The sequence below is a fragment of the Stenotrophomonas sp. YJH_SMC_69 genome (assembly GCF_059370495.1).
In genome coordinates this window covers 70,024-93,822 of record NZ_JCAFTS010000008.1, presented here as the reverse complement: position 1 = coordinate 93,822, position 23,799 = coordinate 70,024, and the positions used below count along the sequence as shown (strand labels likewise).

Genomic DNA, 23,799 nt, shown 5'->3' with positions numbered 1-23,799 from the left:
AACATGCAACCGACAACTCTGCAGGCCATCCAGGCGCACGCCGTGGCCGAGTACCCGCGCGAATGCTGCGGGCTGATCGTGGCCATTGAAGGCCACGAACGCTATCTTCCCTGCCGCAACGTGGCCGCCACGTCCAGCGAGCATTTCCGCCTGCCCGCTGAGGACTATGCCGTGGCCGAGGACAAGGGCGAGGTGCTGGCCCTGGTGCACAGCCATCCCGATGCCGCCGCAACGCCGTCCGACGCCGATCGGGTCATGTGCGAGCGCAGCGGGCTGACCTGGCACATCGTCAGCGTCGGCCAGGTAACAGGCGAGGCACCGCTGTGCGGTGATCTGCAGACCCTGCATCCCACGGGCTACATGGCACCGTTGGTCGGTCGCCAGTTCGCCCACGGTGTGCTGGACTGCTACAGCCTGGTCCGCGATTTCCACGCACGCGAACTGGGCATCCCGCTGTCCGAGTACGAACGCCAGGACGACTGGTGGAGCCACGGCCAGGACCTGTACAGCCTTGAACGGCTGCACGCCGAGGGCTTCGACCTGATCGAGGGCGAGCCGCAGCGGGGCGACATGATCCTGATGCAGATCCGTTCGCCGGTCACCAACCACGCGGGCATCTACCTCGGCGACGGGCAGATGCTGCATCACCTGCATGGCCGCCTGTCCGAGACCGTACCGTACGGCGGCATGTGGGCCGAGCGCACCCGTTGCATCGTCCGCCATCGCGGGGTGCGCCATGACTGACCGCCTTCGTACGATCCGCCTGTACGGCAAGCTGGGTGCGCGCTTCGGGCGCAGGTTCCGGCTGGCGGTGAACAGCCCGGCCGAGGCGGTGCATGCACTGTGCACCATGCTGCCAGGATTCCAGCAGTACCTGATGGGCGCAAAGGCCAAGGGCATGGAGTTTGCCGTGTTCAACGGCCGGCAGAACCTGTCGCGGGATCAGTTGCACGACCCGCCGGGACAGGATGACATCCGCATCGCGCCGGTGCTGGTGGGCAGCAAGCGGGGCGGTGTACTGCAAACCATCATTGGCATCGTGCTGATCGTTGTGGGGAGCTACACATCTTGGGCTGGCGGAGCTGCACTGGTATCAACCGGCGTCAGCATGGTGGTTGGCGGGATCACCCAGATGCTCTCCCCCCAGCCGAAAGGCCTGGGCGCCAAAGACACACCCGAAAACGCACCCAGCTACAGCATGAACGGCACCGTCAACACGCAGGCGCAAGGCAACCCCGTGCCGGTCGCCTATGGCGGCCATGACACCAAGGGCATGTTCATCGGCTCGGCCGTGATCAGCGGCGGCATCCTGGCGGAGGACCAGTTTTGAATCAGACCACTCATCCCACGCCGCGCACGCGCGGCGCAGCCACGCCAGTGCTGGCGGGTGCCAAGAAGGGCGCGAGTAACGCCCGAACCCCGGTCGAAACCGCCGACAGCCTGCACTCGATGGCGGTGGCCCGCATCATCGACCTCGCCAGCGAGGGCGAGATCCGTGGCCTGGTTGCCGGCAAGCAGTCGATCTACCTGGACCAGGTGCCGATCGAGAATCCGGACGGCACGCTGAACTTCTCCGGCGTGGACGTGCAGACGCGTTCCGGCACCCAGGACCAGGAGCACATCAGCGGCTTCCCCTCCATCGAGAACGAAGTCGGGGTCAACGTCGAGCTGCGCAGTGATGCGCCGGTGGTGCGCACCGTATCGGGTGCCGATCTGTCAGCCGTCCGTATCCGCTTTGCGGTGCCGGCGTTGCAGAAGACCAACACCGAGAACGGCGACACTGAAGGCTACCGGATCATGTACGCGGTGGATCTGTCCACCGACGGCGGCCCGTTCAGCACGGTGCTGACCGATGCCTTCAGCGGCAAGACCACCAGCCAGTACGAGCGCAGCCGCCGCATCGATCTGCCTGCCGGCAGCCAGTGGCAGGTGCGCATCCGCCGGCTGACCGCCAACGCCAACAGCAGCACCATCGCCGATACCGTCAACGTGCTGTCGATGACCGAGATCATCGATGCCAAGCTGCGCTATCCGAACTGTGCGCTGGCGGCGGTGCAGGTTGATGCCAGCCAGTTCCAGAACATTCCCACCCGGTCCTACCAGCTGTGGGGTCGCATCGTACGCATCCCCTCCAACTACGATCCGCTCAGCCGTCTCTACAGCGGTGTGTGGGACGGTACCTTCAAGAGTGGCTGGACCAACAATCCGGCCTGGGTGTTCTTCGACATCGTCACCAACGATCGCTTCGGCCTGGGCCATCGTGTTCCGCTGGACTGGGTGGACAAGTGGCGGCTGTACCAGATCGCGCGCTACTGCGATGAACTGGTCAGCGATGGCCAGGGCGGCAAGGAGCCGCGCTTCACCTGCAGCCTGTATCTGCAGACCCGCGCCGAGGCCTACCGCGTGCTGCAGGACATCGCCACCATGTTCCGCGGCATCAGCTTCTATGCGGCGGGGCAGGTGATGGCCTCGGCCGACATGCCCAAGGACCCGGTGCTGACCTACAGCCAGGCCAACGTCATCGAAGGGCGTTTCCACTATGCTGGCAGCAGCCGCACGGCGCGGCACACGGTGGCCCTGGTGTCGTGGATCGATCCGGACGACTTCGGTCGGCAGAAGGTCGAAGTGGTCCAGCACCTGCCCGGCGTGGCCCGCTACGGCATCAACCAGACCGAAGTGACGGCGGTGGGTTGCCACTCACGTTCGCAGGCGCAGCGCGTGGGCAACCACATCCTGCATACCGAGATGCTGGAAACCGAGACGATCAGCTTCTCGGTGGGCCTGGATGCGCTGGGTTGCATGCCCGGTGATGTGATCCAGGTGGCCGACCCGAACCGCGCCGGCCGCCGCAATGCGGGTCGCATCCGCAGTGCAGGTGCGCGCAGCCTGGTGCTGGACCGCGTGCCGGAACAGATCGCGGCCGGTGACACCCTGCGTGCCACCCTGCCCAGCGGGCAGACCGAAGCACGCACGGTGCAGTCGGTGGACGGCGAGACGGTGACCGTCAGCGCGCCCTGGTCGGCGGTGCCGGTGGCGCAGTCGGTCTGGGCATTGGAATCGCCGGAGCTGGCCCTGCAGCACTATCGCGTGCTGTCGATCAGCGAAGGCGAGGACCTGACCTATCAGATCACCGCGCTCAAGCACGTGCCGGGCAAGTACGCCGCCATCGACGACGGCACGCGCCTGGAGCAGCCGCCGATCAGCATCATCCCGCCCAGCGTGCAGCCGGCACCGGCCAACGTGCGGATGGCCTCGCATGTGGTGGTCGACCAGGGCATCGCTACCTCCGTGCTCACGATCGAGTGGGATGCTGCGGACAAGGCGATCGGCTATGACGTGGAATGGCGCCGTGGCGATCTCAACTGGGTCCGCGCTGGTCGCGTCGGGACGCAAAGCCTGGAAGTGCGGGGCGTCTACGCAGGCGAGTATCTGGCCCGCGTACGCGCGGTCAATGCGCTGGGCGCGGTGTCGCAGCCGACGCTCAGCGCGCTCACCACCATTGAAGGCAAGACGACGCCGCCCCCCTCGCTGGCATCGTTGACCAGCACTGCCCGCCCCTTCGGCATCGCACTGTCCTGGGGCTTCCCCGCAGGTGCAACCGATACCGAACGGACCGAACTCTGGTACAGCACTGGCCCCAATCGCGAGAGCGCGATCAAGCTGGGCGACTTCGCCTACCCGCAGGCCCAGCACCAGATGAACGGCCTGGCCGCTGGCGCGCGCTTCTGGTTCTGGGGACGGCTGGTGGATCGAAGTGGCAACATCGGCCCGTGGTATCCGGCGCAAGCCGGGGTGATGGGTGAGTCCAGCAGCAACCCGGATGACTACGACGCCTACTTCGCCGGCCGCATCAACGAAAGCGCGCTGGGTCAACAGCTGAAGGGCAAGATCGAGCGCGTCACCGAAGTGCTGCCGCTGGTCTGGGATGCCTCGGCAATCTACACCCCGGGCCAGACCGTCATCCACGACGGCCGGATCTGGAGCTGGCAGGGCGCCGCTGCAGGCAACGAGACGCCGCCGGGCAGCCACTGGAAGAGCATCGGCGACGCGATCGCCGAGGCGGGCGCCATCGTCGGCCGTGTCGACCAGCTGGAAATGGACGTGACCGACGTCGATGGCAAGGTGGCTGCGCAGGGGCAGAAGGTCGATGGCCTGTTCGCCCAGGTCAGCGACCACAGTGCCGGCGAGGAGGACTACAACGTCGGCGAGAACGATGTCAGCGCCGGCGCCATCACCGTCTACAGCGTGATGGCCGAGAAGGACGCGGCACTGGCCAAGCGCGTGGACACGGTCGAAGCGTCCATCGAAGGTGTTCCAGGCAAGATCGAGGGCGTCAGCGCCGCGGTCCAGCAGGTCTCGCAGGCCGTGGTCAACCTGGATGGCAAGGTCAGCGCGACCTATACGGTCAAGGCGCAGATCACCAGCGCCGGGCAGATCTACATGGCCGGCATGGGTCTGGGCGTGGAGCAGCAGCCAGATGGCAGCTACCAGAGCCAGATCCTGATGCAGGCCGATCGCTTCGCGCTGATCAACGAGAGAAATGGACAGATCACCACGCCCTTCGTGGTCGAGAACGGCCAGACCTTCATCAGTCAGGCATTGATCGGGAACGGCAGGATCCAGAACGCGATGATCGGTGATTTCATCCAGTCCAACGCGGTGGGTGCGAGAGGGCAGCCACGCTGGCGGTTGGACAAGAGCGGCGCGATGACGATGACCGGCCCCGACAATGGTGGCTATCTGACCATCGTCAACAACGTGATCCAGGTATTTGATGCAGCAGGAACGCTGCGCGTGCAGATGGGGGTGTGGTAATGCCAGTCGGAATCCAGGTTTTCAATGCGGATGGCAGTCTGGGCTATGACCCGCAAGGCAGGTTGTTCCGCGTGCTTGCAAGCATCCAGTACAGCACGGTCGACGGCAGCGCAGCCTTCTCCCGGCAACCGGAAGATACCGATCTGACGGCGGTTGCTCGCGGCAGGTATGCCCCGGACTTCTCCATCGACGTGGCCTCCGGCATCGTCAGCTGGCGTCACGTCAATGTTCCCGCCAAGGACCGCTATCCCGGCATCGTCGAAATATGGGCCCGCTGATATGACTGCAGGAATCAAGATCATCAATGACTGGGGCACCGTACTGATCGACGATGCCTTCCCGACACTCGCCATGCTGGCTCAAGGCACTACCACGCTGGATGGCGAAGGAAGCAGGTACATCGGCAACCATGCCGGCATGGTTGCCGTGCGTTCAACCTCGGTGGTTGGAAGCCAGTACTACAATCAGATCGACGGCTATTCGGCTGGGCTGTATCTGTTTGGTCCGCCCGGCGCAGTGGTGCAGTGGTATGTGTACGCGCCACCGCAGGAGCCACCAAGCAATTTTGGACTGATCATCCGTGACGGTGCCGGCCGCCTGATGTTCGACGCAGGCCGGAAAGCCGCGCGGGTGGCTGGCCTTCGTTCTGCGTCGACACGGCCTGGCTGGCAGGGGAGCGCCCAGTTTGATCCTGGACGTGCCTGGGCAGTGATGCCCCTGGTTCACGCGTACGATTCGGCGAACACGTTCCAGCGATGGGGCGATCCGCAGGAATACCTGCAACACGAGGACGTAAGTGTTTCCGGAGGGGCGGTCAACGGTGGAACCATCACGTTCGGGATGACGCAGACGGCGCGGCGTACCTACGGCCCCTACTACGGACTACCTCTACCCACCCGGTTCACCTATACCGGGAACAATGCAGCCCTCGCGGTGCTTGATGTAACCGGCTACTAGTGTCGGCCATGCTGGCCGAGATCGGCCTGCTCGAGTTGATCGAACAGGTGGGCGGGGGCGGCGGCGGGCACTGACGCTTCCGCGTTCGCGTCTGAGACGACGCGCACGCATTCTGAATCCAGTCAGGCATCTGAAATCCACGCTCGCGTAGCATGCAGTTCCCGATGGGGCCGATGGACGGCCCCGCGTTGACGGGCCACGTGCCTGGATGCCAAGGAGATGCAAGCAATGCAGGGAACAAACCACCTTCCAGCGGCCCCCCGCGAAACGTTCGGCAGGGCCGGGGCCATCGCGCTTGCGCTGGCCCTGGGCCTCAGCCAGGCAGCATGTCAGGCCAAGAGCCCGGAGGCGGATACGGCAGTTGCCCCCGCGGCCGCCGCGCCCGCCACCGCATCGCCGCCCGCCACTGCAGAGCCTGCACGCGCCGCACCTGCCACGACAGCGGCCGATGCCGATGATCAGGACATGCCGCCGCAGCGCCCGGATGATTCCTACAACAAAGCCACGCTGCGGCCGCAGTACGCCACGTGCGTGAACTCCAGCGGCGGCGAGACCCCCGCACTGCAGGCGTGTGGCGATGAGGAGCTTGCCTGGCAGGAGCAGCGACTCGAGCAGGCCTTCATGAAGATCGTCGACGGTCCCGATGGCAAGGACAAGGACAGGCTGATGGACGAGCAGGCCGCCTACATCTCCGATACCAATCGCTACTGCAGCTGGAACCCTGCCGAAGACGGGCAGGGGCAGATGCTGGACGCGCAGTCCTGCCGGATCAATCGCACCGCCAACCGTGCCGACGTGCTGCAGGCACTGACCTCGAAGTAATTCCCCCGCAAAGGAGTGCAGGAAAATGGATGTTGTGACCCAGGCAAAGCAGGCAATGGACAACTGGCATCGCGGCCAGACGTCGGCGCATTTCGAAACCGGAGGTCGCGGCCCCGGCCACGTTTCCACCGGCAGGGGCGACCATGGCGGCGTGTCGTATGGCAGTTACCAGTACGCCACCAACGTTGGCGGCGTGGATGAGTACGTCGCCGCCTCGCGCTATGGCAACCGCTTCAACGGCCTGCAGGCAGGAACCCCGGCCTTCACCGAACGCTGGAAGGAAGTGGCGGCCGCCGATCCGGCAGGGTTTGCCAGGGACCAGCACGACTTCATCCAGCACAAGTACTACGACGTGCAGATGGGCCGCCTGAAGGATGTGGGCATCGATCTCTCCGGCCGTGGTGCGGCCGTGCAGGATGCGCTGTGGAGCACCTCGGTGCAGTACCGCGGCATGACCCGGTCGGTGTTCCAGAAGGGCCTGCAGCAGGCCTATGGCGAAGACTTCAAGCTGACTGAGCTGAGTGACGAGCAGATCGTCCGCGCGGTGCAGGACTACAAGCACGCCAATGTGCAGGTGCACTTCCAGAGCTCGCCCACCCTGTGGGATTCGCTGCGTGATCGTGCGCTCACCGAGAAGACCGCACTGGTCGGGCTGGCGCGCTACGACCAGGTCAACCACAACCCCGAGGCTTACCGGGGCAAGGATTACCAGCAGGTGTTCGGTGAACCTGAGCCCGGCCAGCGCGGCCAGCGCGGCCAGCGTGCGGCGGCATCGGCGATGGCCGACGGCGTGCTGGCACCCGGCGAGCGCGGTACCGAGGTCCAGGCCCTGCAGGCCAAGCTGATCCAGGCCGGCCATAGCGGTCGCAACGGGCAACCGCTGACAGCCGATAGCCACTACGGTGCCAATACCGAGCATGCAGTGCGCGAGTTCCAGCAGGCGCATGGGCTGACCGTCGATGGCAAGGCCGGCCGGCAGACCCTGCAGGCCCTGGATACGGCGGTACGCGAGCACACGCCGGCGCAGCCTGTGGCACCGGCCACGCCTGCACCGGTCACTCCTGCTGCGGCACCCGCACCCGCGACTGCGCGGGAAGCCGATGCCGCCGCCGCGCCCGGTGGCCAGCGCATCGTCGTGGTCGAACCCTTTGGCAACGGCAGCAGCAACCGCACACTGCGCCATGGCACCAGTGGCGAGGATGCCTATCGCGAACTGAAGATCCATCACCCCAACACCAACGCCGAGGCCGTGCGCACCGGCAATGCCGCCAAGGCTGACCGCCCGTCGGCCATGGTCGAGGGCGAACTGGAAACGGTACGGACCCGCGGTGATCGCAACGGCATCCCGCTGGTGCACAAGGATCTGATCCTGAGCAATGCGCGCGGCGACCGGGAGGTGATGATTCCCAATCCGGTCGCCGGGTATGTCCAGGTCAACAATGACAAGTGGAATTCGATCAGCATCTGGAGCCATCCGGCCGGGCATCCGCAGCGCGAACTGGTCGGGCAGGTGCTGCACGGTGCGCGTGGAACCACCCCTTACAAGACCGGTGATTTCGTCGAGTACGGTGCGCCGTTGATCCGCCAGTCCGATGCCGGTACCCCGGGTGCCGTGCACGCGCATATCGAGCTCGAGCCCGATCAGTACCGCAGGTTCCTGGGTGACATGCTCAACGACCGCATCACCCTGGGCGGCAAGGTCCACGCGCAGGGCCCCGAGGCCGCGCAGGCCGCACGCAGTGCACAGCAGGCGCCGATGGCCGATGGCGTGCTGAAGCAGGGCGAGCGCGGCGATGAGGTCAAGGCCCTGCAGGGCAAGCTGGCGGCGCTGGGCTACGCCGGGGCCGACGGCAAGCCGCTGCACGCCGATGGCGTGTATGGCAAGGACACCTTTGCAGCGGTCAAGCAGTTCCAGGCCAACAATGGCCTGGACGACGATGGCAAGGCCGGCCGCAGGACCCTGGCGCAGGTGGATGCGCCCAACGCGGTGAAGGCCGGTATCGCGCCGGCGGCACCGGCCCAGGCCGAACCTGCAGCGCCGGCCAGCATGCGCGACGCCGGGCATGCCGACAACGCGCGCTTCGGCCAGGCTTTGGAGAAGCTGCAGGCGCTCGAACAGCAGCGCGCCCAGGCCGGCCTGAAGCCGCTGTTCGCCAACTCGCAGGAAGCCGAACGAGCGGCTGGCCAGCTGGCCTACGAAAGCAAGGTGTCCGGCATGCGCCAGATCGACCATGTCGTGGCCCGCCCGGACGGCACCGGCCTGTTCGCGGTGCAGGGCGAGCTGGGTGACCCGGCAGCGCAGCGGACCTTCGTCGACCGCCAGCAGGCGGTGTCGCACTCGGTCGAGGCCAGCAGCCGGCAGAGCGAAGCGCTGGACAGTCAGTTCAACCAGCGTGCGCAGGAACAGCAGCAGGAACAGGTGCGCAACCGCGGGTTGTAAGCCACGCGGTATCCCCGGGGCCGGTCGAGCGGCCCCGGGGACACCCGCCGCCATTCAGCCGTCCGGTGTAAACTATTGATCTCACTGGCAATGCCAGTCTCCACGATCAACACCCCGATGACGTCCGCCACCGCCCGTTACGCCGATTCCCTGCGCCTGTCCGTGGCCCCCATGATGGACTGGACCGATCGCCATTGCCGCGTGTTCCATCGCGTGGTGGCACCGGGTGTGCGCCTGTACACGGAAATGGTGCACGCCAACGCGGTCATCCACGGCGATCGCGAGCGCCTGCTCGGCTTCGACCGCAGCGAACAGCCGCTGGCGCTGCAGCTGGGTGGCAGCGATCCCGCGCTGCTGGCGCAGGCTGCGCGCATCGCTGCCGACTGGGGCTACGACGAGGTCAACCTCAACTGCGGCTGCCCGTCCGACCGCGTGCAGGCCGGGCGCTTCGGCGCCTGCCTGATGCGCGAGCCGATGCTCGTGGCCGAGTGCGTGGCGGCGATGGTCGATGCCGTCGAGATCCCGGTGACGGTGAAGTGCCGCCTGGGCGTGGACGAGGACAACGACTACGACGTGTTCGCCGCCTTCGTCGACCGCCAGGTCGCCGCAGGTGCCGCGATGGTGGTGGTGCACGCGCGCAACGCGTGGCTGAAGGGCCTGTCGCCGAAGGAGAACCGCGAGGTTCCGCCGCTGAAGTACGACTGGGCCTACCGCCTGAAGCAGGAGCGCCCGGCGCTGCCGGTGGTGCTCAACGGCGGCCTGGCCAGCGTCGAGGCGGTGCAGGCGCAGGCCGCGCACGTCGATGGCGTGATGCTGGGCCGCGCGGCCTACCACGATCCCTACCTGCTGCATCAGCTGGAGGCGCTGCAGACCGGCGCCCCGCTGCAGGCCCGCGGCGACCTGCTGCGCGCGCTGCGCCCCTACGTGGAAGCGCGCTTGGGCGAAGGCCTGGCGCTGAAGCACATCACCCGCCACCTGCTCGGCCTGTTCCATGGCCAGCCCGGTGGCCGCGCATTCCGCCAGGTGCTGAGCGAGGGCGCACACCGCCCGGGCGCCGATTGGAGCCTGGTCGAGCAGGCGCTTGCCGCGACCGAACGCGACGCTGATCGCGCCGCAGCGTGACCGCTGTCACATTCCTGACTTGACAAGGCGCGGCGATTCGTTCCGAATGTTCACCTAGCTGAACATCGTGGGGTCGCGGCCGGAAAAGTTCAGACCGGATTCACTGCCCCAAACCAAGAATTTGCAAAGGATTTGTAAAGCGCCGGGCCCCGAACCCGGCATCCGGATTTACGACTTTTGAACGAATCGCCGTGCTCGGCTAGGATCGCATCGATGTCTTCCGCTCCCTTCCATCGCCGCATTGCCCTGGCCACCTGCGTGGTCCTGTCGGCCGTGCCGCTGTCGTCGGCGCTGGCACAGCAGCCGCCGCGGGGTGAGCAGGGGCGTGCGGAGATGATGGAGCGGGGCGAGCGCGGCAACCGTGGCGACGAGCGTTCGCTGTCCGATGCCGTGCGCCGCGTGCAGCGCACCACGGGTGGTCACATCCTCGGTGCCGAGCGCGTGCCGTTCGATGGTCGTGATATCAACCGGGTGAAGTACATGGACGACCGGGGCCGGGTCCGCTACATGGACGACCCCGCCCCGTCGCGTTCACAGCCGCGCACGCCGCGGTCGGATATGTCATCACTACGCGGCGATAACCCCTGAACAGGGATAGTTGTCGCTATCAACCCGTACCCCACAGGCCTCCGGGCCACACCCAGGACACTAGGGAGAGTTCATGCGTATCCTTCTGGTCGAAGACGAAGCCCCGCTGCGTGAGACCCTGGCAGCCCGGCTCAAGCGCGAAGGCTTTGCCGTCGATGCTGCGCAGGACGGCGAGGAAGGCCTCTACATGGGGCGCGAAGTTCCGTTCGATGTCGGCATCATCGACCTCGGCCTGCCCAAGATGTCGGGCATGGAGCTGATCAAGGCCCTGCGTGATGAAGGCAAGAAGTTCCCGGTGCTGATCCTGACCGCGCGTTCGAGCTGGCAGGACAAGGTCGAGGGCCTGAAGCAGGGTGCCGACGATTACCTGGTCAAGCCGTTCCACGTCGAAGAGCTGCTGGCCCGCGTCAACGCGTTGCTGCGCCGCGCCGCCGGCTGGAGCAAGCCGACCCTGGAATGCGGCCCGGTCGCATTGGACCTCGCCGCCCAGACCGTCAGCGTGGCCGGCAGCAATGTCGACCTGACCAGCTACGAGTACAAGGTGCTGGAGTACCTGATGATGCATGCCGGTGAACTGGTCTCCAAGGCCGACCTCACCGAGCACATCTACCAGCAGGACTTCGACCGCGACTCGAACGTGCTGGAAGTGTTCATCGGTCGCCTGCGCAAGAAGCTGGACCCGGATGGCGAACTGAAGCCGATCGAGACCGTACGCGGTCGCGGCTACCGTTTCGCGATCCCGCGCAACGAGGGCTGAGCCGGCTCACCCTGGCGATAACACGATGTCCGGCCGTCTGTGGTTCTTCCGACGCTGGCGGCCGCGCTCACTGCAGGCGCGCCAGATGCTCGCCGCGTCCGTGGGCCTGGTGGCGTTCCTGGCCCTGGCCGGTTACGCGCTCGACGCCGCCTTCGCCGATACGGCGAAGGCAAACCTGCGCGAGCGCCTGAAGAACTACGCCACCTCCTACGCGGCCGGCATCGACTTCACCCGTGACCGCTCGCTGTACATCCGCGAGCAGCCGCCGGATTCGCGCTTCGACGTGCCGGGCAGTGGCCTGTACCTGCAGGTGGTGATGCCGCACGGCAAGGGCAATTCGATGTCCGCCGAAGGCCCGATGCTGCCCACCGTCGGCGGCGGCCTGCTGGCACCGCGTCAGGAGGTGTTCGAAGGCCCGCTGCCGATGATCCAGATCGACGGCAGCCAAGGCTCGGTGTACCGCTACGGCCTCGGCCTGGTGTGGGGCGCCGACGCCGATCCTGCCACCGAATTCCCGTACACCATCTATGTGATGGAAGACTCGCGCGCGCTGGGTGCCCAGCTGCGCGTGTTCCGTGGCCGCGTCTGGTTCTACCTGGGCGGCATCGGCCTGATCCTGCTGCTGCTGCAGACCGTCATCCTGCAGTGGAGCCTGCGCCCGTTGCGCCGGGTGATCACCGAGTTGACCAAGGTGCAGCGCGGCGAGACCGAGCGCATGAGCGAGCGCCACCCGCGCGAGCTGGAACCGCTGACTGACAGCATCAACGCCTTCATCGAAAGCGAGCGCGAGAACCTCGAGCGCCAGCGCAACACCCTGGCCGACCTGGCGCACAGCCTGAAAACGCCGATTGCCGTGTTGCGCACGCAGATGGACAGCGGTGCCGGCGACGGCGCGCTGCGCGAAGAACTGGACGTGCAGTTGCAGCGCATGAACAACCTGGTTTCGTACCAGCTGGCGCGCGCGGCCTCCTCGGGCCACAAGCTGTTCTCCGCGCCGCTGCCGATCGAGTCCAATGCCGAGGAAATCGTGCGTGGCCTGGAAAAGGTCTACGCTTCCAAGGGCGTGCTGTGCGAATTCGATATCGATCCGGCCGCACGCTTCCACGGCGAACCGGGCGACCTGCAGGAACTGCTCGGCAACCTGCTGGAGAACGCCTTCAAGTGGGCCAACCGCCGCGTGCTGTTGACCGCGCAGCCGCTGCCGGCCCCGAACGCGCGCCGCGCCGGCCTGCTGCTGGCGGTGGATGACGACGGCCCGGGCATTGCCCCGGACGACATCGGCAAGGTGCTGCAGCGTGGCGTGCGTGGCGACGAGCGCGTGCAGGGCCACGGCATCGGCCTATCGATCGTGCAGGACCTGATCAAGGATTACCGCGGCGAACTGACCGTGGGCCGTTCGGCCGAACTGGGCGGCGCCCGCTTCGAAGTGCGCCTGCCGCCAGGGCCGTAAGCCTCGTTGATCGGTAGTGCTGGCCGCGGGCCGGCAACCAAGCAATGCCATCGAAGATCATGGGGTTGCCGGCCAGCGGCCGGCACTACCGCATTGCGATCCTGGGCGGCTCGCCGTAGAACCGTCGCAGCTGCGCCGCCACCTCCGGCAACGCCTGCTGCAGCAGATCCGGTGCCGAGAAGTGGTACTCGCTGGCCACCGCGAAGAACTCTTCCGGCGCCTCGGCCGCATACGGATCGATCAGCGTCTCTTCGCCTGCGTCCACCTGCGCACAGAACGCGTCGTAGGCGCGCTGGAACGTGCCCGCCCACTCGCGCTGCCATTCGCGCGGCAGCGGCGGCGTACCGTCCATCGCACCATCGAGCGCATCCAGCTTGTGCACCATCTCGTGCACCGCCACGCAGTAGCCCTCGTGCGGCGCCGCCAGGTCGGCCTGCACATCGGCCCAGGACAGGATCAACGGACCGCTGTCCCACGACTCGCCGATCAGCTCGTCATCCCACTCGTGCAGCACGCCAGCCGCATCCATGTGGCTGCGGTGCACGCGGAAGGCATCGGGGTAGACGATCAGCTGCGACCAGCCCTCCAGCCCCACCTCACCGAACGCCAGCAGCGGCAGGCAGCACAGCGCGGCCAGCAGCACGCCGTCACCGGCCTGCAGCTGCAGCTCACCGATCGGGGTGATGGTCTTCTCGTGCAGGAAGCGCGTGGCCAGTACGCGCAGGCGCGCGCGGCGTTCGTCGTCCAGTCCGTCCAGCCAGGCCGCGCGGCGGCAGGCGTGTTCCCACAGTGCATCGTCGATCGGCCGCGGCGTAGGCCGCAGCCACTGCAGCAACGACTTGATCAGCGGAACATTCCCGGCAGGTAGCTGTGCCACTTCGGCGCACGGATGCGCTGCAGCACGTCATCGTCGCTGCCGCCGCCCCCGGTGCTGGTGGCACTGCTGGCCGCAGGGCGTACCGGTGCCGGCTTGGTGGTCGCAGCCGAGGCAGTCGCGGTCGGCGCGCGCTGCGAGGCGGCATCACCGTTGGAGGACACGCAGGCGCCGCGGCTGTCGTCCAGCGCTGCCGTCGCAGACGCCGCGAAGGGCATCATCAGCACGATCAGGCAATGGGCATAACGGCGCATTGACGACATCCACGTTAAGGGAGGGTGAGTTCCCGATTCTAGCCCGAACCCGGCGCCCCGTTGGAAGCCCCCGCGGAACCCAGCGTGGCGGGCGTCGCTGGCGGCTTTCCCGCATAATTCCTGCCTGACTTCGTGGAAGCTGCCGTGGACGATCGCCAATTGCTGGCCAAACTCGCTGCCGGTCGCCTGTCCGGCGACGCCCTGGCCCGTGAGCTGGGCCAGACCCGTGCGGCTATTTGGAAGCGTATTCAAGGGCTTAGGGCCGCCGGTGTGGATGTCGAGGGCCGTGCCGGCGAGGGCTATGGCCTGACCCGCCCGGTTGACCTGCTGGACCCGGCGGCGATCCGTGCTGGCCTGCCGGCCGGGGTTCTGCCGCTGCTGCACGACCTGCAGGTGGCCTGGACGGTGGACTCCACCAACGCTGAATTGCTGCGGTGCAGCGCGCCCCAGCGCGGGGTCAGCGTGCTGCTGGCCGAACGCCAGACCGGTGGCCGTGGCCGTCGTGGCCGCACCTGGGCCTCGCCGCTGGCCGCGCATATCTACCTGTCGGTGCTGCGCCTGTACTCCGGTGGCCTCGGCCGCCTGGCCGGGCTGAGCCTGGTGGCCGGCATCGCCGTGGCTGAAGCGCTGCACGACCTGGGCTATGCCCAGGCACAGCTGAAGTGGCCGAACGACCTGATCGTCGATGGCAAGCGCAAGCTGGTCGGCCTGCTCGCAGAGGGCGGTGGCGAATACGCCGGCCCGGCGCGCGCGGTGATCGGCATCGGCATCAACACGCACATGCCGCCGTCGTTCGCCGAGCAGATCAGCCAGCCGTGGGTGGACCTGGACACCCTGGCCGGCAAGCCGGTGGACCGCAACGTGGTCGTTGCCGCTGTGCTGGCCCGTCTGCTGCCGGCGCTGGAGGAATTCGATCGCGAAGGCCTCGCTCCGTTCCTGCCGCGCTACGCCGCCTTCGACATGCTGGCCGGCCGCGAAGTACGCGTGGAACTGGACGGGCAGTGGCAGCACGGTACCGCGCTTGGCCTGGCCGATGACGGCGCATTGCGCGTGCGCATCGATGGCCAGGAGCGCCTGCTGCACGCCGGCGAAGTCAGCGTGAGGGCAGCATGAGCGATTGGTTGTTCGACCTCGGCAACTCGCGCTTCAAGTTCGCGCCGTTGCAGGGTGACCGTGCCGGTGACGTGCAGGCCTGGGCGCATGGCGCCGAAGGGATGGCCAGGCAGCCGCCGCACAGCCTGCCCAGCGGTACCACCGCGTTCGTGGCCAGCGTGGCCGCACCCTCGCTGACCAGCGCCATGCTGGACCAGCTGCAACGCCGCTTCGAAAACGTGCACGTGGTGCGCACCAGCGCCGAATGCGCCGGTGTGCGCATTGCCTACGCCAAGCCGGAAAAGTTCGGCGTCGACCGCTTCCTGGCCCTGCTGGCTGCCGCAAAGGCACAGCGCCCGGTGCTGGTGGTCGGCGTGGGCACCGCGCTGACGATTGACCTGCTCGACGCCGACGGCCAGCACCACGGTGGCCGCATTTCCGCGTCGCCCACGACCATGCGCGAAGCGCTGCACGCCCGCGCCGTGCAGCTGCCGGCTACCGGCGGCGACTACAGCGAGTTCGCCAACGACACCGCCGATGCGCTGGCCTCCGGTTGCGATGGCGCTGCGGTGGCGCTGATTGAACGCAGTGCGCAGCAGGCGCACGCGCTGCTGGGCGTAGCGCCGTCGCTGCTGGTGCACGGCGGCGGCGCACCGGCGCTGATGCCGCTGCTGCCGGGCGCCGACTACCACCCCTCGCTGGTGCTGGATGGCCTCGCCCGCTGGGCGGTGCACCAGCCCGCAGGCTAGTATCCGCGCATGCTGACCCGTGCCCTGATCGTCGTACTGGCCGTTCTCAATCTTGGCGTCGCCTGCTGGTGGCTGCTGCGCGATGCACCGCAGAAGCCTGCGCCGCCGCCGCAACCCGCTGGTGTGGCCGAGCTGCGCTGGGTGCCCGGTGGCGCGGATGCCAATGCCGCAGCCGAGGCCACCGCCGCCGCCCCGACCGCACCGCTGATGGAGCGCGAACCGGCCGCGAAGACCGCAGTGGCTGCGACGCCCGCACCCGCGCCGGCCGTGCTGGCCAAGCCGGAAATTCCCAAGCCGCAGACGGCTGACGCTACGCCGGTTGCTGCCGCCGCCAAGCCGGCAACACCGCCTGCACCCGTTCCGGCACCGGAAAAGCCCGTAACCCCGCCCGCGGCCGCCGAGCCGCCGCGCTGCGTCGCGCTGGGCCCGTTCGCCGACCGCGCTGCCGCGACCGGTGCGCAAGGCAAGGCCGGCACGCTGCTCAGCCAGGTGCGCCTGCGCGAACAGCCCGCTGCCAGCGGCAGCGCCCGTTACCGGGTGATGCTGCCGGCCGCCGCCAATCGTGATGAAGCGCAGGCCACCGTGAAACGTATCGTCGCCGCCGGCCTGAGCGACTACTACATCATCAGCCAGGGGGAGGAGGCCAACGCCGTGGCGCTGGGCCAGTACCGCAATCGCGAAGGCGCCGAGCGCCGCATGGCAGCGGTGCAGGCCGCCGGCTTCCAGCCGCGCCTGGTGGCCAGCGGCGACGCCGGCCAATGGTGGCTGGAAGGACAACTGGCGGCGGGCACGCAGCCGGCCCAGGCCCAGCAGCGCAGCGGGGCGGCACAGAGCCGGTCGCTGGAATGCACGCGGTTGCGCTAGAATCCCCGGACCGCGGCGCTGCCGCCGGTGCACCACCCATGCCGCTTTAGCTCAGTTGGTAGAGCAACTGTCTTGTAAACAGTAGGTCATCCGTTCGATTCGGATAAGCGGCACCACTCGGGAAGCGCCGAGACCCCTTAAAAACAGGGGTTTCAACGGAAAAGGCCAGTGCGGTGCGCTGGCCTTTGTTCGTCTACTGGGAAAATTAGCGACTCTTTTTGGTTTCACGGCCGCTCTTACCACCAGTACGGAATGGTCGTACAGCTGACGCATGGCCTCGGTCACGTGGCCGCCAGCGGCCTTGTCCTCGTTGTCGGTGATTCCCCGATGCTTCAGGCCATGGAGCGCGAACCGCTGCTCCTTCTCGATCACGTCCTCCGCAACCGCGCGGCGGATCAGGCGTTGCCAGGTGCTGTCGAGGGCTGATTTCGTGAGAGGGGTGCCGGACTCTGAAACCAGAAGGCGTCGTTGCTCAGGTTTGATCGGTACCGGCCGCCCATGGGCCTGCATTCGTTCGTCTCGGTAGCTCTGTAGACACTTCACGGCCCGCGCGCAGATCCTTGGTCCACGGATCTGCAAGGGCTGTCGCGCACCACGCGCTCCAACCCGTATCTGCACAGCGGCCTGACATTCAAACGCAACATGCTGGTGCGCACGTTCCGACCGCACCGGCTGCTGAGCCGCGAGGCGTTCTCGCAGCTGGCGCTGGACTACACCACCTTCGGCATGGGGTATGTCGAGCGTCGCCGCGCCATGTCAGGAGCCGCGCACAGTCTGGTGTTCGCTATCACGTGTTATGTGAGCTGCCTAAGTTAATTGCTGGCGAGGAGATGGAGTTCTGGAACACCATCGTCAATTAAAAAGTTAAGCGGATGTTCCTGCGAAAGCTCTACCGGATCATCGTCACGACTGCGCGCTGCGTACCGGGGTTCAGTGTTCCAGCGAGAGAGCCTTAGACGCAGTCCCGGCAGTTCGGCGACGCTGGCCCGCTCAAGCATTTGGTCTCTGGCCGGAGACCCCACTGCTTTGGGCAGAGTTGCTCAGTTGACCCTTGCCTAGGTTGTCAGAAAAATCCCACCCGCCTGCGTGAGGTCGCTGGTGGAGGTTTCTGCGCGGGCGCGGCATGATAAGGAGAGGGGGCGATCTGGTCTAATTTTGTCGAGATCGTCACTGCCTCACACCTTTCAGACTCCAGGGGATATTGATGACTTACACCGCTGAGATTAGTAGGACCAGCCCAACGGCTTTCCTTTTCCTTGTCGACCAGTCCGGTTCCATGCAGGACAACATGGAGAACGGCAAATCCAAGGCACAATTCGTTGCGGACGTGCTCAATCGCACGCTCGCTACGTTGATCACTCGATGCACTAAGTCCGAAGGCACCCGGGACTACTTCGAGGTCGGTGTCCTGGGCTATTCAGGATCCTCTGCCAGCAATGGCCTGAGCGGTGGGCTCGCGTCGACAGTTCTCCATCCCATTTCCGAGATTGAAGCCAATCCGCTCCGTGTGGAGAACCGAACCAAGCGCATTGACGACGGTGCTGGCGGACTCGTCGATCAGTCGATCAAGTTCCCGGTCTGGTTTGAGGCCAGTGCCTCCGGCGGCACTCCGATGTGCACCGCAATCACCGCCGCGGCTGGTGAGCTGGCTGCTTGGTGTGATGCGCACCCAGACAGCTACCCTCCGACGGTACTTCACGTTACTGATGGTGAGTCGACAGATGGCGATCCCGAGTCGCTTGCGCATCAATTGCAGCAGATCAGCACTAACGATGGAAGCGTGCTGCTGTTCAATCTGCATGTGAGCACGAGCGGTGGAGATCCGGTCAAGTTCCCAAGTTCCGACGCTGGCTTGAGTGACTCTTACGCGAAGTTGCTGTACCGGATGTCCAGTGCTCTGCCTCCGCATCTCCAAAAGGTTGCCGAGGAAAAGGGTATCAAGGCAACTATGGAATCGAAGGGCTTCGTGTTCAATGGTGAAATCGCAGAGATCGTCGACTTCTTCGACATCGGTACGAGGGCCGCGCAGCTGCGCTGATCATGGCCCTGTCGGTTCTGTTTGAGGGGACGGTGGCTAAGCACGAAGAGTCACCGAGCGACAATGAGGATGCCTACCGCCTAGCCCCCGACGTGGGTAGGATCGTTCTGGCCGATGGGGCGTCAGAGTCTTTTGACGCCCGCAATTGGGCGCAGCTCCTTGTTGACCGCATGGCTGATGAAGATCTATCGGTGGCTGCGGTCGGGGCCTGTGCGCAGGCCTACGAGGCTATGCATGACCCGGAGCAGCTCACCTGGTCAAAGGCAGCCGCATACCAGCGGGGAAGCTTTGCCACGCTGCTAGTCGTTCAGGACCTCCCTGAATCAAACTTGGTTAGGATCTCCGCCGTCGGAGATAGCCTTGCCGTATGGCTCGATGGGGACAAGATGCTGGCATCAGTCCCATATGGCAGCTCGGAGCAGTTTCTGGACAGGCCGACGTTGCTGTCTACAAGGATCGATCTGAACGAGCCGGACGGTCTGCACTGTTCTGTGCACGAATGGGAGTATGAGGAGCAAGGGCACAGGTTCCTCCTGTGCATGTCCGATGCGCTTGGTGCCTGGCTTCTGTCCCATCAAGAGAGAGGAGATGCGTCAGCACTGGAATCCTTGTGCAGTATCCGAGAATCGCATGAGCTTGTTGAGCTCGTAGAGAAGGAGCGTGCCGCGGGCCGAATGCGTCGCGATGACTCAACACTGATCATCGCTTCGGTTACCAGGTCATGAGGAGGATCTGACCATGGCCTACCCGTCCTTAGAGCAGTACAACGAGGCACTGCAGTCCCCTCAGCTGGTGCTACTGGATCCTGAGCTCAAGCGCGGTGCGCTGAGAACCACTGGTCTCGGTCTGCCCTTGGCGCTGTGCGGCGGGTTCGCGCTGACGTACGAGGTGACGGTAGGCTCCAAAAAATATGCTTTGCGTTGTTTCCACAAAGAATCTCGTGAGCTGGAGCATCGCTATCAGGCGATCTCGTCAAGACTGAAGCAGCTTAATAGTCCGTACTTCCTAAATTTTGAGTTCAATCCTGCGGGCATCCGGATTCAGGGGGGCACCTACCCTACCGTCAAGATGGCGTGGGCCAGCGGGAGCACGTTGGCTGAGTTTCTTGAGGCGAAGCACGCTGACAAGGCGGCGCTGACTAGGCTGCGGGCTGCTTTGATGTCATTGGCTGCTTACCTAGAGCAGAATAATGTTGCTCATGGAGACATCCAGCCAGAGAACCTGATGGTCAGTGCTGATGGCGGCACTGTTCAGCTGATTGACTACGACGGCCTGTATGTGGAATCACTTACGGGAGCAAAGGCGACCGAGCTGGGCCAGCTCAACTTCCAGCACCCGCAGCGTTCGGCGAACGATTTCGGTCCCACGTTGGATCGTTTCTCCTTCTTGACGCTGGATGTGGCGCTGCAGGTTCTAATTGCGGCTCCGACGATGTGGGCGTCTACTAAATCTGAGCCAAGCGCTGTCGTATTCCGCCGCAACGATTTTCTGGACCCGACCCAATCCACGTCCTTCCAGAGTGCTGTGGCCATTCCTGGCGCTCGCGTTCATGTGGAAAATTTAGCCAAAGTTGCTGCAGCTCCCTTTTCGAATGTTCCTTCGCTAGCCGAGTTCCTTAAGGGGAATGGTATACCGGCGGGGCCGATTTCGATCAGCGCGGCGCCCAGAGTACTAACCTATCAGGGCCCCTATGTGGTCGCTGACGCCGCCAACTACGGACAGGTACTGCTGCAGGTCGGCAATCGAGTGGAGCTCGTCGGGCGCGTCCAGGAGGTAAGGCGTGGCCGTGCCAGGAACGGCAAGCCATACATCTTCGTGAACTTCGCTGACTGGCGAGGGCTGGCGGTGAAGCTGTCGATCTGGTCCGACGGGATAGACGCCATCAAGACCGGCATGCCCGATGCATCCTGGGTTGGGCGCTGGGTTTCGGTAATGGGCCTAGTTGATCCGCCTTACAGCAACAGTGTTCGCGTCAAGAACAGTTCTCGGTCGATTAGCTATACCCACCTGTCGATTACGATTACTTCTCCTGGTCAGATACAAACACTTGTCGAGAAGGATGCAAGGTTCCGGCTTCTGGTAGCAGGGAAGCCTGTTAGAGCTGCCTTGGGCGGTGTCACGACGCAAGCAAACAGCCCAAATGCCAACATCATCAAGGGGATGGGCGGAGCGGTGCCAAGCCCTGGACCGCTCCCTCAGCCAAGCCCGAATCCGTCGCCATCTCAGAGTCGGAATCAAGCGATCGTAGGGGGAATGCAGCGGCAGTCAACGACTCCCCCCCCGAGGCCACCACATCGACCACCCGTCCCCGGGGGCGCTCCTCCCAGGCCTGTCTCATCCAACGCCGGGTGCTGGCCAGTCGTAATAGCCGGCGCATTGTTCGCAGTGGTGCTGAAGATGTGTGCAGGGTAGAGGATGGCTACGGTACAGGAGGCTTTCAGCCTTTTTTTGCATGTGTTGGTTTGATCGTAGACGTGGCTGCTAGCAAACGAGCCCACTAGACAAATTTTGGGAGATGTATGTCCAGTTTGGTGCAGGAAATCCAGCGCGACGCGCTAGACCCTAAGACCGGCGTCAGTGACCTGCTTCGAAAGGCGTTGGTGGTGTCAACCAAGCTCAAGATCAGTGAGGACACCGCTTGGATCAAGGCCGAGCTTTCAGGCTACACCGATGATGCTGAGCTGCCTGCCTATAGAGATCTGCGTGGGCTCCCTCAGGTACACAATCACTATCATGGCTACTTGCCTTTTAACATGCCAGCGGAGATGGAGCAGAAGTTCTGTAGGCTACCCATGGGATTCAGCGTGGCAGAGGTGGAGGCGCTTCTCAGAGGAGCGGAGGACGAGCTTCGCTTCAGCTTTCCACCAAAGGTCACGGCTTACTTCCTGAAGCATATGGAAGTGCAAATGCAGCCTTCGCTCTTTATCTCTAAAAGTGTTTTCCACGGTGTCTTGGACACCGTCCGAAACCGCGTTCTCCAGTGGGCGCTCGATCTTGAGTCCGCAGGAGTAGTTGGTGACGGTATGAGCTTCAGCCCTACCGATGTAAGGGCTGCCCAGCATGTTACAAACATCACCAACAACATTGGCACGATGCACAACTCGCAGCTTCAGCAGCTGTCTGCAGGGCAGCAGTCGTACCAGATGATGGAGAGGCGCGACGAGCTTGTATCCCTCTTGGAGCAGATCAAAGATCACGCCACATTCGACGGTGTCCCGGCTCAAGTAGCCGTGGACATTGACACGCTTCTGATTCAACTCCAGTCCGAGTCTCCCAAGCGGGGAGTCGTGGAGGAGTCTCTGAAATCGCTACGAGCGGTTCTGGAGGGAGCAGCTGGTGGCGTGCTTTCTAGCTATGTTCCCCAGCTTGTCGGCCTAATGGGAGCAATTGGAATCCGGTGAGGCCTATGGGCTGGGGGAACGCTGGGAGCTCCATCTCGCGCGATCGGCCTGGCTGAGCCGATCGCACCCTACTGAATGGAGCTTAGCAAGGCTCTACGGTCGGTCCTATGTCTCGACTGAGGCCGGGGCGGCACTTGACGAAGCATCTTTCTTCGCCTGGGCCTTGGCGTTCTTAGACGCCGCTCGTCGAATTCGCTGTTGGGCGTCCTTAACCTTCTCTCCATCCAGCACTTCACGCTTCAGGATTTCATTGTTGAGAAGTTCAACAATCGCCTCCGATTCAATCTTAAGTTCTGGGAAAAGGCGACGAAGCTCCCGGCGAATGACGGAGACAACGGGCTCGCCGAGCACAACTTGGGCGACGGTGAATTTGTTGAGCACAGAGATGTGCTGATGGTACAAGCCCATTGCATCTGATGTGATGCCTTCTCTGCAAAGAAGGAAGAGTCGGCGTTGGTCTTCTTCGTTCTTTAGGTTTACGTCGGCAATGCACAGAGATGAAACCAGCTCGTAGTCAATGGGCTGGCCAAACTTGATCCTGTAGAGTCGCCACTCAAGTGCATTGGTGAGCACAATCCACTCGATGCCCTCATGGGCGCCGTAATTTACTGCTTGGCGTAGATGAGTCTCGTTTAGAGCGATCGCCGCAGCTTTCACCTCGATCAGCACGCGGATCTTGCCGTCGATCTTTACGGCAAGATCGCAGAACGTACCCCTTATCTGTTGCTCTCCAGTCAGCTCGTTGTATTTGTCATAGCCGAAGATCTCGGCGAGCATGTCCTTGACTAGAGTTACCGTGTCAGCTTCGGAAACATCTCTCGTCTTGTGGGATACCGCTACTGTTACCAGAGACTTCACCGCCGCAGGCCACCTTTCCATTACCTTCTTGGGGATCTTCAGCACGTCCTCAGCTCCTTGCTCGGATGACTTCTGCATATTGGCTTCTTGCCCGGATCCTTGCAATGCAAGCAGATTGGGCAGGCTCGCCTCAGCCGCCGAACCGGTCCGATATCTGCTGGTCCGGTCTCCGGCCCTGGCGATGGAATAGCCCTTTTGTGACCTGATGCGAGAGCTCATCCGATAGCTGGGAGAGTCTGCTCTTGGCCGGAAGCGGACATTGAGACCGTCTTGTGGCATGCCAAGTGGTGATTGCACGTGCCCTGTGAGCGTCGAACCGGCTGTAGTCGAAACGAGTCAATACCGAAGTACTGGAGCTATTCCATCATGGCCACTAAGAAAAAAGTCGAACTCAAAGCATTTGATGTGGCCGAACACCTTCGGACACCCGAAGAAATGGCAGCCTATCTCGACGCCTGCATCGAGGAAAGCGACGGCGATTCCGCGTTCATCGCCAAGGCGCTCGGCGACATCGCGCGCGCTCAGGGTATGAGCAAGGCTGCGCGCGCGGCGGGCCTGTCGCGCGAGAGTCTTTACCGCGCACTGTCCGGCGAGCGCAGCCCTGATTTCGCCACCATCCTGAAGGTGACCCGCGCTTTGGGTGTGCGCCTGCATGCCAGTGCCGTGTGAGGCATCAAGGCACTGCGCTCCACTTCCGCCGCCTCAAGAAGTCTGGTGC

At 64.5% G+C, this 23,799-nt stretch carries 22 protein-coding genes, 1 tRNA gene and 1 pseudogene; 21 read left to right on the top strand and 3 right to left on the bottom strand.

Going from position 1 to position 23,799, the window contains the following annotated elements; all coding sequences use genetic code 11:
* Positions 1 to 3: 3 nt before the first annotated feature.
* The 11 genes from AC5P8F_RS14740 to AC5P8F_RS14690 all read left to right on the top strand — a co-directional run bounded on the left by AC5P8F_RS14740 (position 4) and on the right by AC5P8F_RS14690 (position 12,951).
* Complete coding sequence (locus AC5P8F_RS14740) at positions 4 to 744, top strand: C40 family peptidase (RefSeq protein ID WP_329768285.1); 741 nt, start codon at positions 4 to 6, stop codon at positions 742 to 744.
* The gene (locus AC5P8F_RS14735) at positions 737 to 1,330 is read left to right on the top strand and encodes a tail assembly protein (RefSeq protein WP_049405454.1); all 594 of its coding nucleotides are present in this window, start codon (positions 737 to 739) and stop codon (positions 1,328 to 1,330) included. The genes AC5P8F_RS14740 and AC5P8F_RS14735 overlap by 8 nt, the downstream gene beginning before the upstream one ends.
* The gene (locus tag AC5P8F_RS14730; RefSeq protein ID WP_329768286.1) at positions 1,327 to 4,815 is read left to right on the top strand and encodes a TipJ family phage tail tip protein; all 3,489 of its coding nucleotides are present in this window, start codon (positions 1,327 to 1,329) and stop codon (positions 4,813 to 4,815) included. The genes AC5P8F_RS14735 and AC5P8F_RS14730 overlap by 4 nt, the downstream gene beginning before the upstream one ends.
* Entirely contained in the window at positions 4,815 to 5,093 is a 279-nt protein-coding gene (locus AC5P8F_RS14725) for a hypothetical protein (RefSeq protein ID WP_049405458.1), read from the top strand. Before AC5P8F_RS14730 ends, AC5P8F_RS14725 begins: the two co-directional genes overlap by 1 nt.
* Before the next feature lies 1 nt (position 5,094).
* Positions 5,095 to 5,772, top strand: coding sequence for a hypothetical protein (locus tag AC5P8F_RS14720; RefSeq protein WP_032956264.1), 678 nt, complete (start codon positions 5,095 to 5,097; stop codon positions 5,770 to 5,772).
* A gap of 465 nt (positions 5,773 to 6,237) precedes the next feature.
* Entirely contained in the window at positions 6,238 to 6,594 is a 357-nt protein-coding gene (locus AC5P8F_RS14715) for a lysozyme inhibitor LprI family protein (RefSeq protein ID WP_329768287.1), read from the top strand.
* 25 nt (positions 6,595 to 6,619) lie between these two features.
* Positions 6,620 to 9,034, top strand: a complete 2,415-nt coding sequence (locus AC5P8F_RS14710; protein ID WP_262087955.1) for a peptidoglycan-binding protein — start codon at positions 6,620 to 6,622, stop codon at positions 9,032 to 9,034.
* Positions 9,035 to 9,124: 90 nt separating this feature from the next.
* The gene (gene dusA, locus AC5P8F_RS14705) at positions 9,125 to 10,156 is read left to right on the top strand and encodes a tRNA dihydrouridine(20/20a) synthase DusA (RefSeq protein WP_197621364.1); all 1,032 of its coding nucleotides are present in this window, start codon (positions 9,125 to 9,127) and stop codon (positions 10,154 to 10,156) included.
* A 213-nt stretch (positions 10,157 to 10,369) separates the two neighbouring features.
* On the top strand, positions 10,370 to 10,744 hold the full coding sequence (locus AC5P8F_RS14700) for a hypothetical protein (RefSeq protein ID WP_014645619.1): 375 nt from the start codon (positions 10,370 to 10,372) through the stop codon (positions 10,742 to 10,744).
* 73 nt (positions 10,745 to 10,817) lie between these two features.
* On the top strand, positions 10,818 to 11,501 hold the full coding sequence (locus tag AC5P8F_RS14695; protein WP_004136763.1) for a response regulator transcription factor: 684 nt from the start codon (positions 10,818 to 10,820) through the stop codon (positions 11,499 to 11,501).
* A gap of 25 nt (positions 11,502 to 11,526) precedes the next feature.
* A complete protein-coding gene (locus tag AC5P8F_RS14690; RefSeq protein ID WP_014645620.1) occupies positions 11,527 to 12,951 on the top strand; it encodes an ATP-binding protein in 1,425 nt (474 codons plus the stop codon).
* An 85-nt stretch (positions 12,952 to 13,036) separates the two neighbouring features.
* Here the strand turns inward: AC5P8F_RS14690 and AC5P8F_RS14685 are convergent, their stop codons facing one another.
* On the bottom strand, positions 13,037 to 13,828 hold the full coding sequence (locus AC5P8F_RS14685; RefSeq protein ID WP_167692531.1) for a M90 family metallopeptidase: 792 nt from the start codon (positions 13,826 to 13,828) through the stop codon (positions 13,037 to 13,039).
* The gene (locus AC5P8F_RS14680) at positions 13,795 to 14,079 is read right to left on the bottom strand and encodes a hypothetical protein (protein WP_142235555.1); all 285 of its coding nucleotides are present in this window, start codon (positions 14,077 to 14,079) and stop codon (positions 13,795 to 13,797) included. Before AC5P8F_RS14680 ends, AC5P8F_RS14685 begins: the two co-directional genes overlap by 34 nt.
* Positions 14,080 to 14,223: 144 nt before the next feature.
* Between AC5P8F_RS14680 and birA the strand changes: the two genes are divergently transcribed.
* The 9 genes and pseudogenes from birA to AC5P8F_RS14635 all read left to right on the top strand — a co-directional run bounded on the left by birA (position 14,224) and on the right by AC5P8F_RS14635 (position 22,223).
* Positions 14,224 to 15,192, top strand: coding sequence for a bifunctional biotin--[acetyl-CoA-carboxylase] ligase/biotin operon repressor BirA (gene birA, locus AC5P8F_RS14675; protein WP_014645623.1), 969 nt, complete (start codon positions 14,224 to 14,226; stop codon positions 15,190 to 15,192).
* Positions 15,189 to 15,920 (top strand): type III pantothenate kinase, encoded by a 732-nt coding sequence (locus tag AC5P8F_RS14670; RefSeq protein WP_134808428.1) that lies wholly within the window; start codon positions 15,189 to 15,191, stop codon positions 15,918 to 15,920. The genes birA and AC5P8F_RS14670 overlap by 4 nt, the downstream gene beginning before the upstream one ends.
* Before the next feature lie 9 nt (positions 15,921 to 15,929).
* Positions 15,930 to 16,784, top strand: a complete 855-nt coding sequence (locus AC5P8F_RS14665) for an SPOR domain-containing protein (protein ID WP_111206505.1) — start codon at positions 15,930 to 15,932, stop codon at positions 16,782 to 16,784.
* Positions 16,785 to 16,824: 40 nt separating this feature from the next.
* Positions 16,825 to 16,900 (top strand) — tRNA-Thr (locus AC5P8F_RS14660).
* Between the two features lie 457 nt (positions 16,901 to 17,357).
* Positions 17,358 to 17,585, top strand: a pseudogene (locus tag AC5P8F_RS14655) (phage portal protein); the annotation flags it as partial.
* Positions 17,586 to 17,988: 403 nt separating this feature from the next.
* Positions 17,989 to 18,822 (top strand): vWA domain-containing protein, encoded by an 834-nt coding sequence (locus tag AC5P8F_RS14650; protein ID WP_111206503.1) that lies wholly within the window; start codon positions 17,989 to 17,991, stop codon positions 18,820 to 18,822.
* Between the two features lie 2 nt (positions 18,823 to 18,824).
* A complete protein-coding gene (locus AC5P8F_RS14645) occupies positions 18,825 to 19,547 on the top strand; it encodes a hypothetical protein (RefSeq protein WP_495228453.1) in 723 nt (240 codons plus the stop codon).
* Between the two features lie 13 nt (positions 19,548 to 19,560).
* On the top strand, positions 19,561 to 21,234 hold the full coding sequence (locus tag AC5P8F_RS14640) for a protein kinase family protein (RefSeq protein ID WP_111206499.1): 1,674 nt from the start codon (positions 19,561 to 19,563) through the stop codon (positions 21,232 to 21,234).
* A 107-nt stretch (positions 21,235 to 21,341) separates the two neighbouring features.
* Positions 21,342 to 22,223: an AbiTii domain-containing protein gene (locus tag AC5P8F_RS14635; RefSeq protein WP_111206498.1), complete on the top strand. Its 882-nt coding sequence runs from the start codon at positions 21,342 to 21,344 to the stop codon at positions 22,221 to 22,223.
* A 105-nt stretch (positions 22,224 to 22,328) separates the two neighbouring features.
* Here the strand turns inward: AC5P8F_RS14635 and AC5P8F_RS14630 are convergent, their stop codons facing one another.
* Positions 22,329 to 23,300, bottom strand: coding sequence for a type I restriction enzyme HsdR N-terminal domain-containing protein (locus AC5P8F_RS14630; protein ID WP_495228451.1), 972 nt, complete (start codon positions 23,298 to 23,300; stop codon positions 22,329 to 22,331).
* A gap of 147 nt (positions 23,301 to 23,447) precedes the next feature.
* Between AC5P8F_RS14630 and AC5P8F_RS14625 the strand changes: the two genes are divergently transcribed.
* Positions 23,448 to 23,750 (top strand): addiction module antidote protein, encoded by a 303-nt coding sequence (locus tag AC5P8F_RS14625; RefSeq protein WP_111206494.1) that lies wholly within the window; start codon positions 23,448 to 23,450, stop codon positions 23,748 to 23,750.
* Positions 23,751 to 23,799 lie beyond the last annotated feature (49 nt).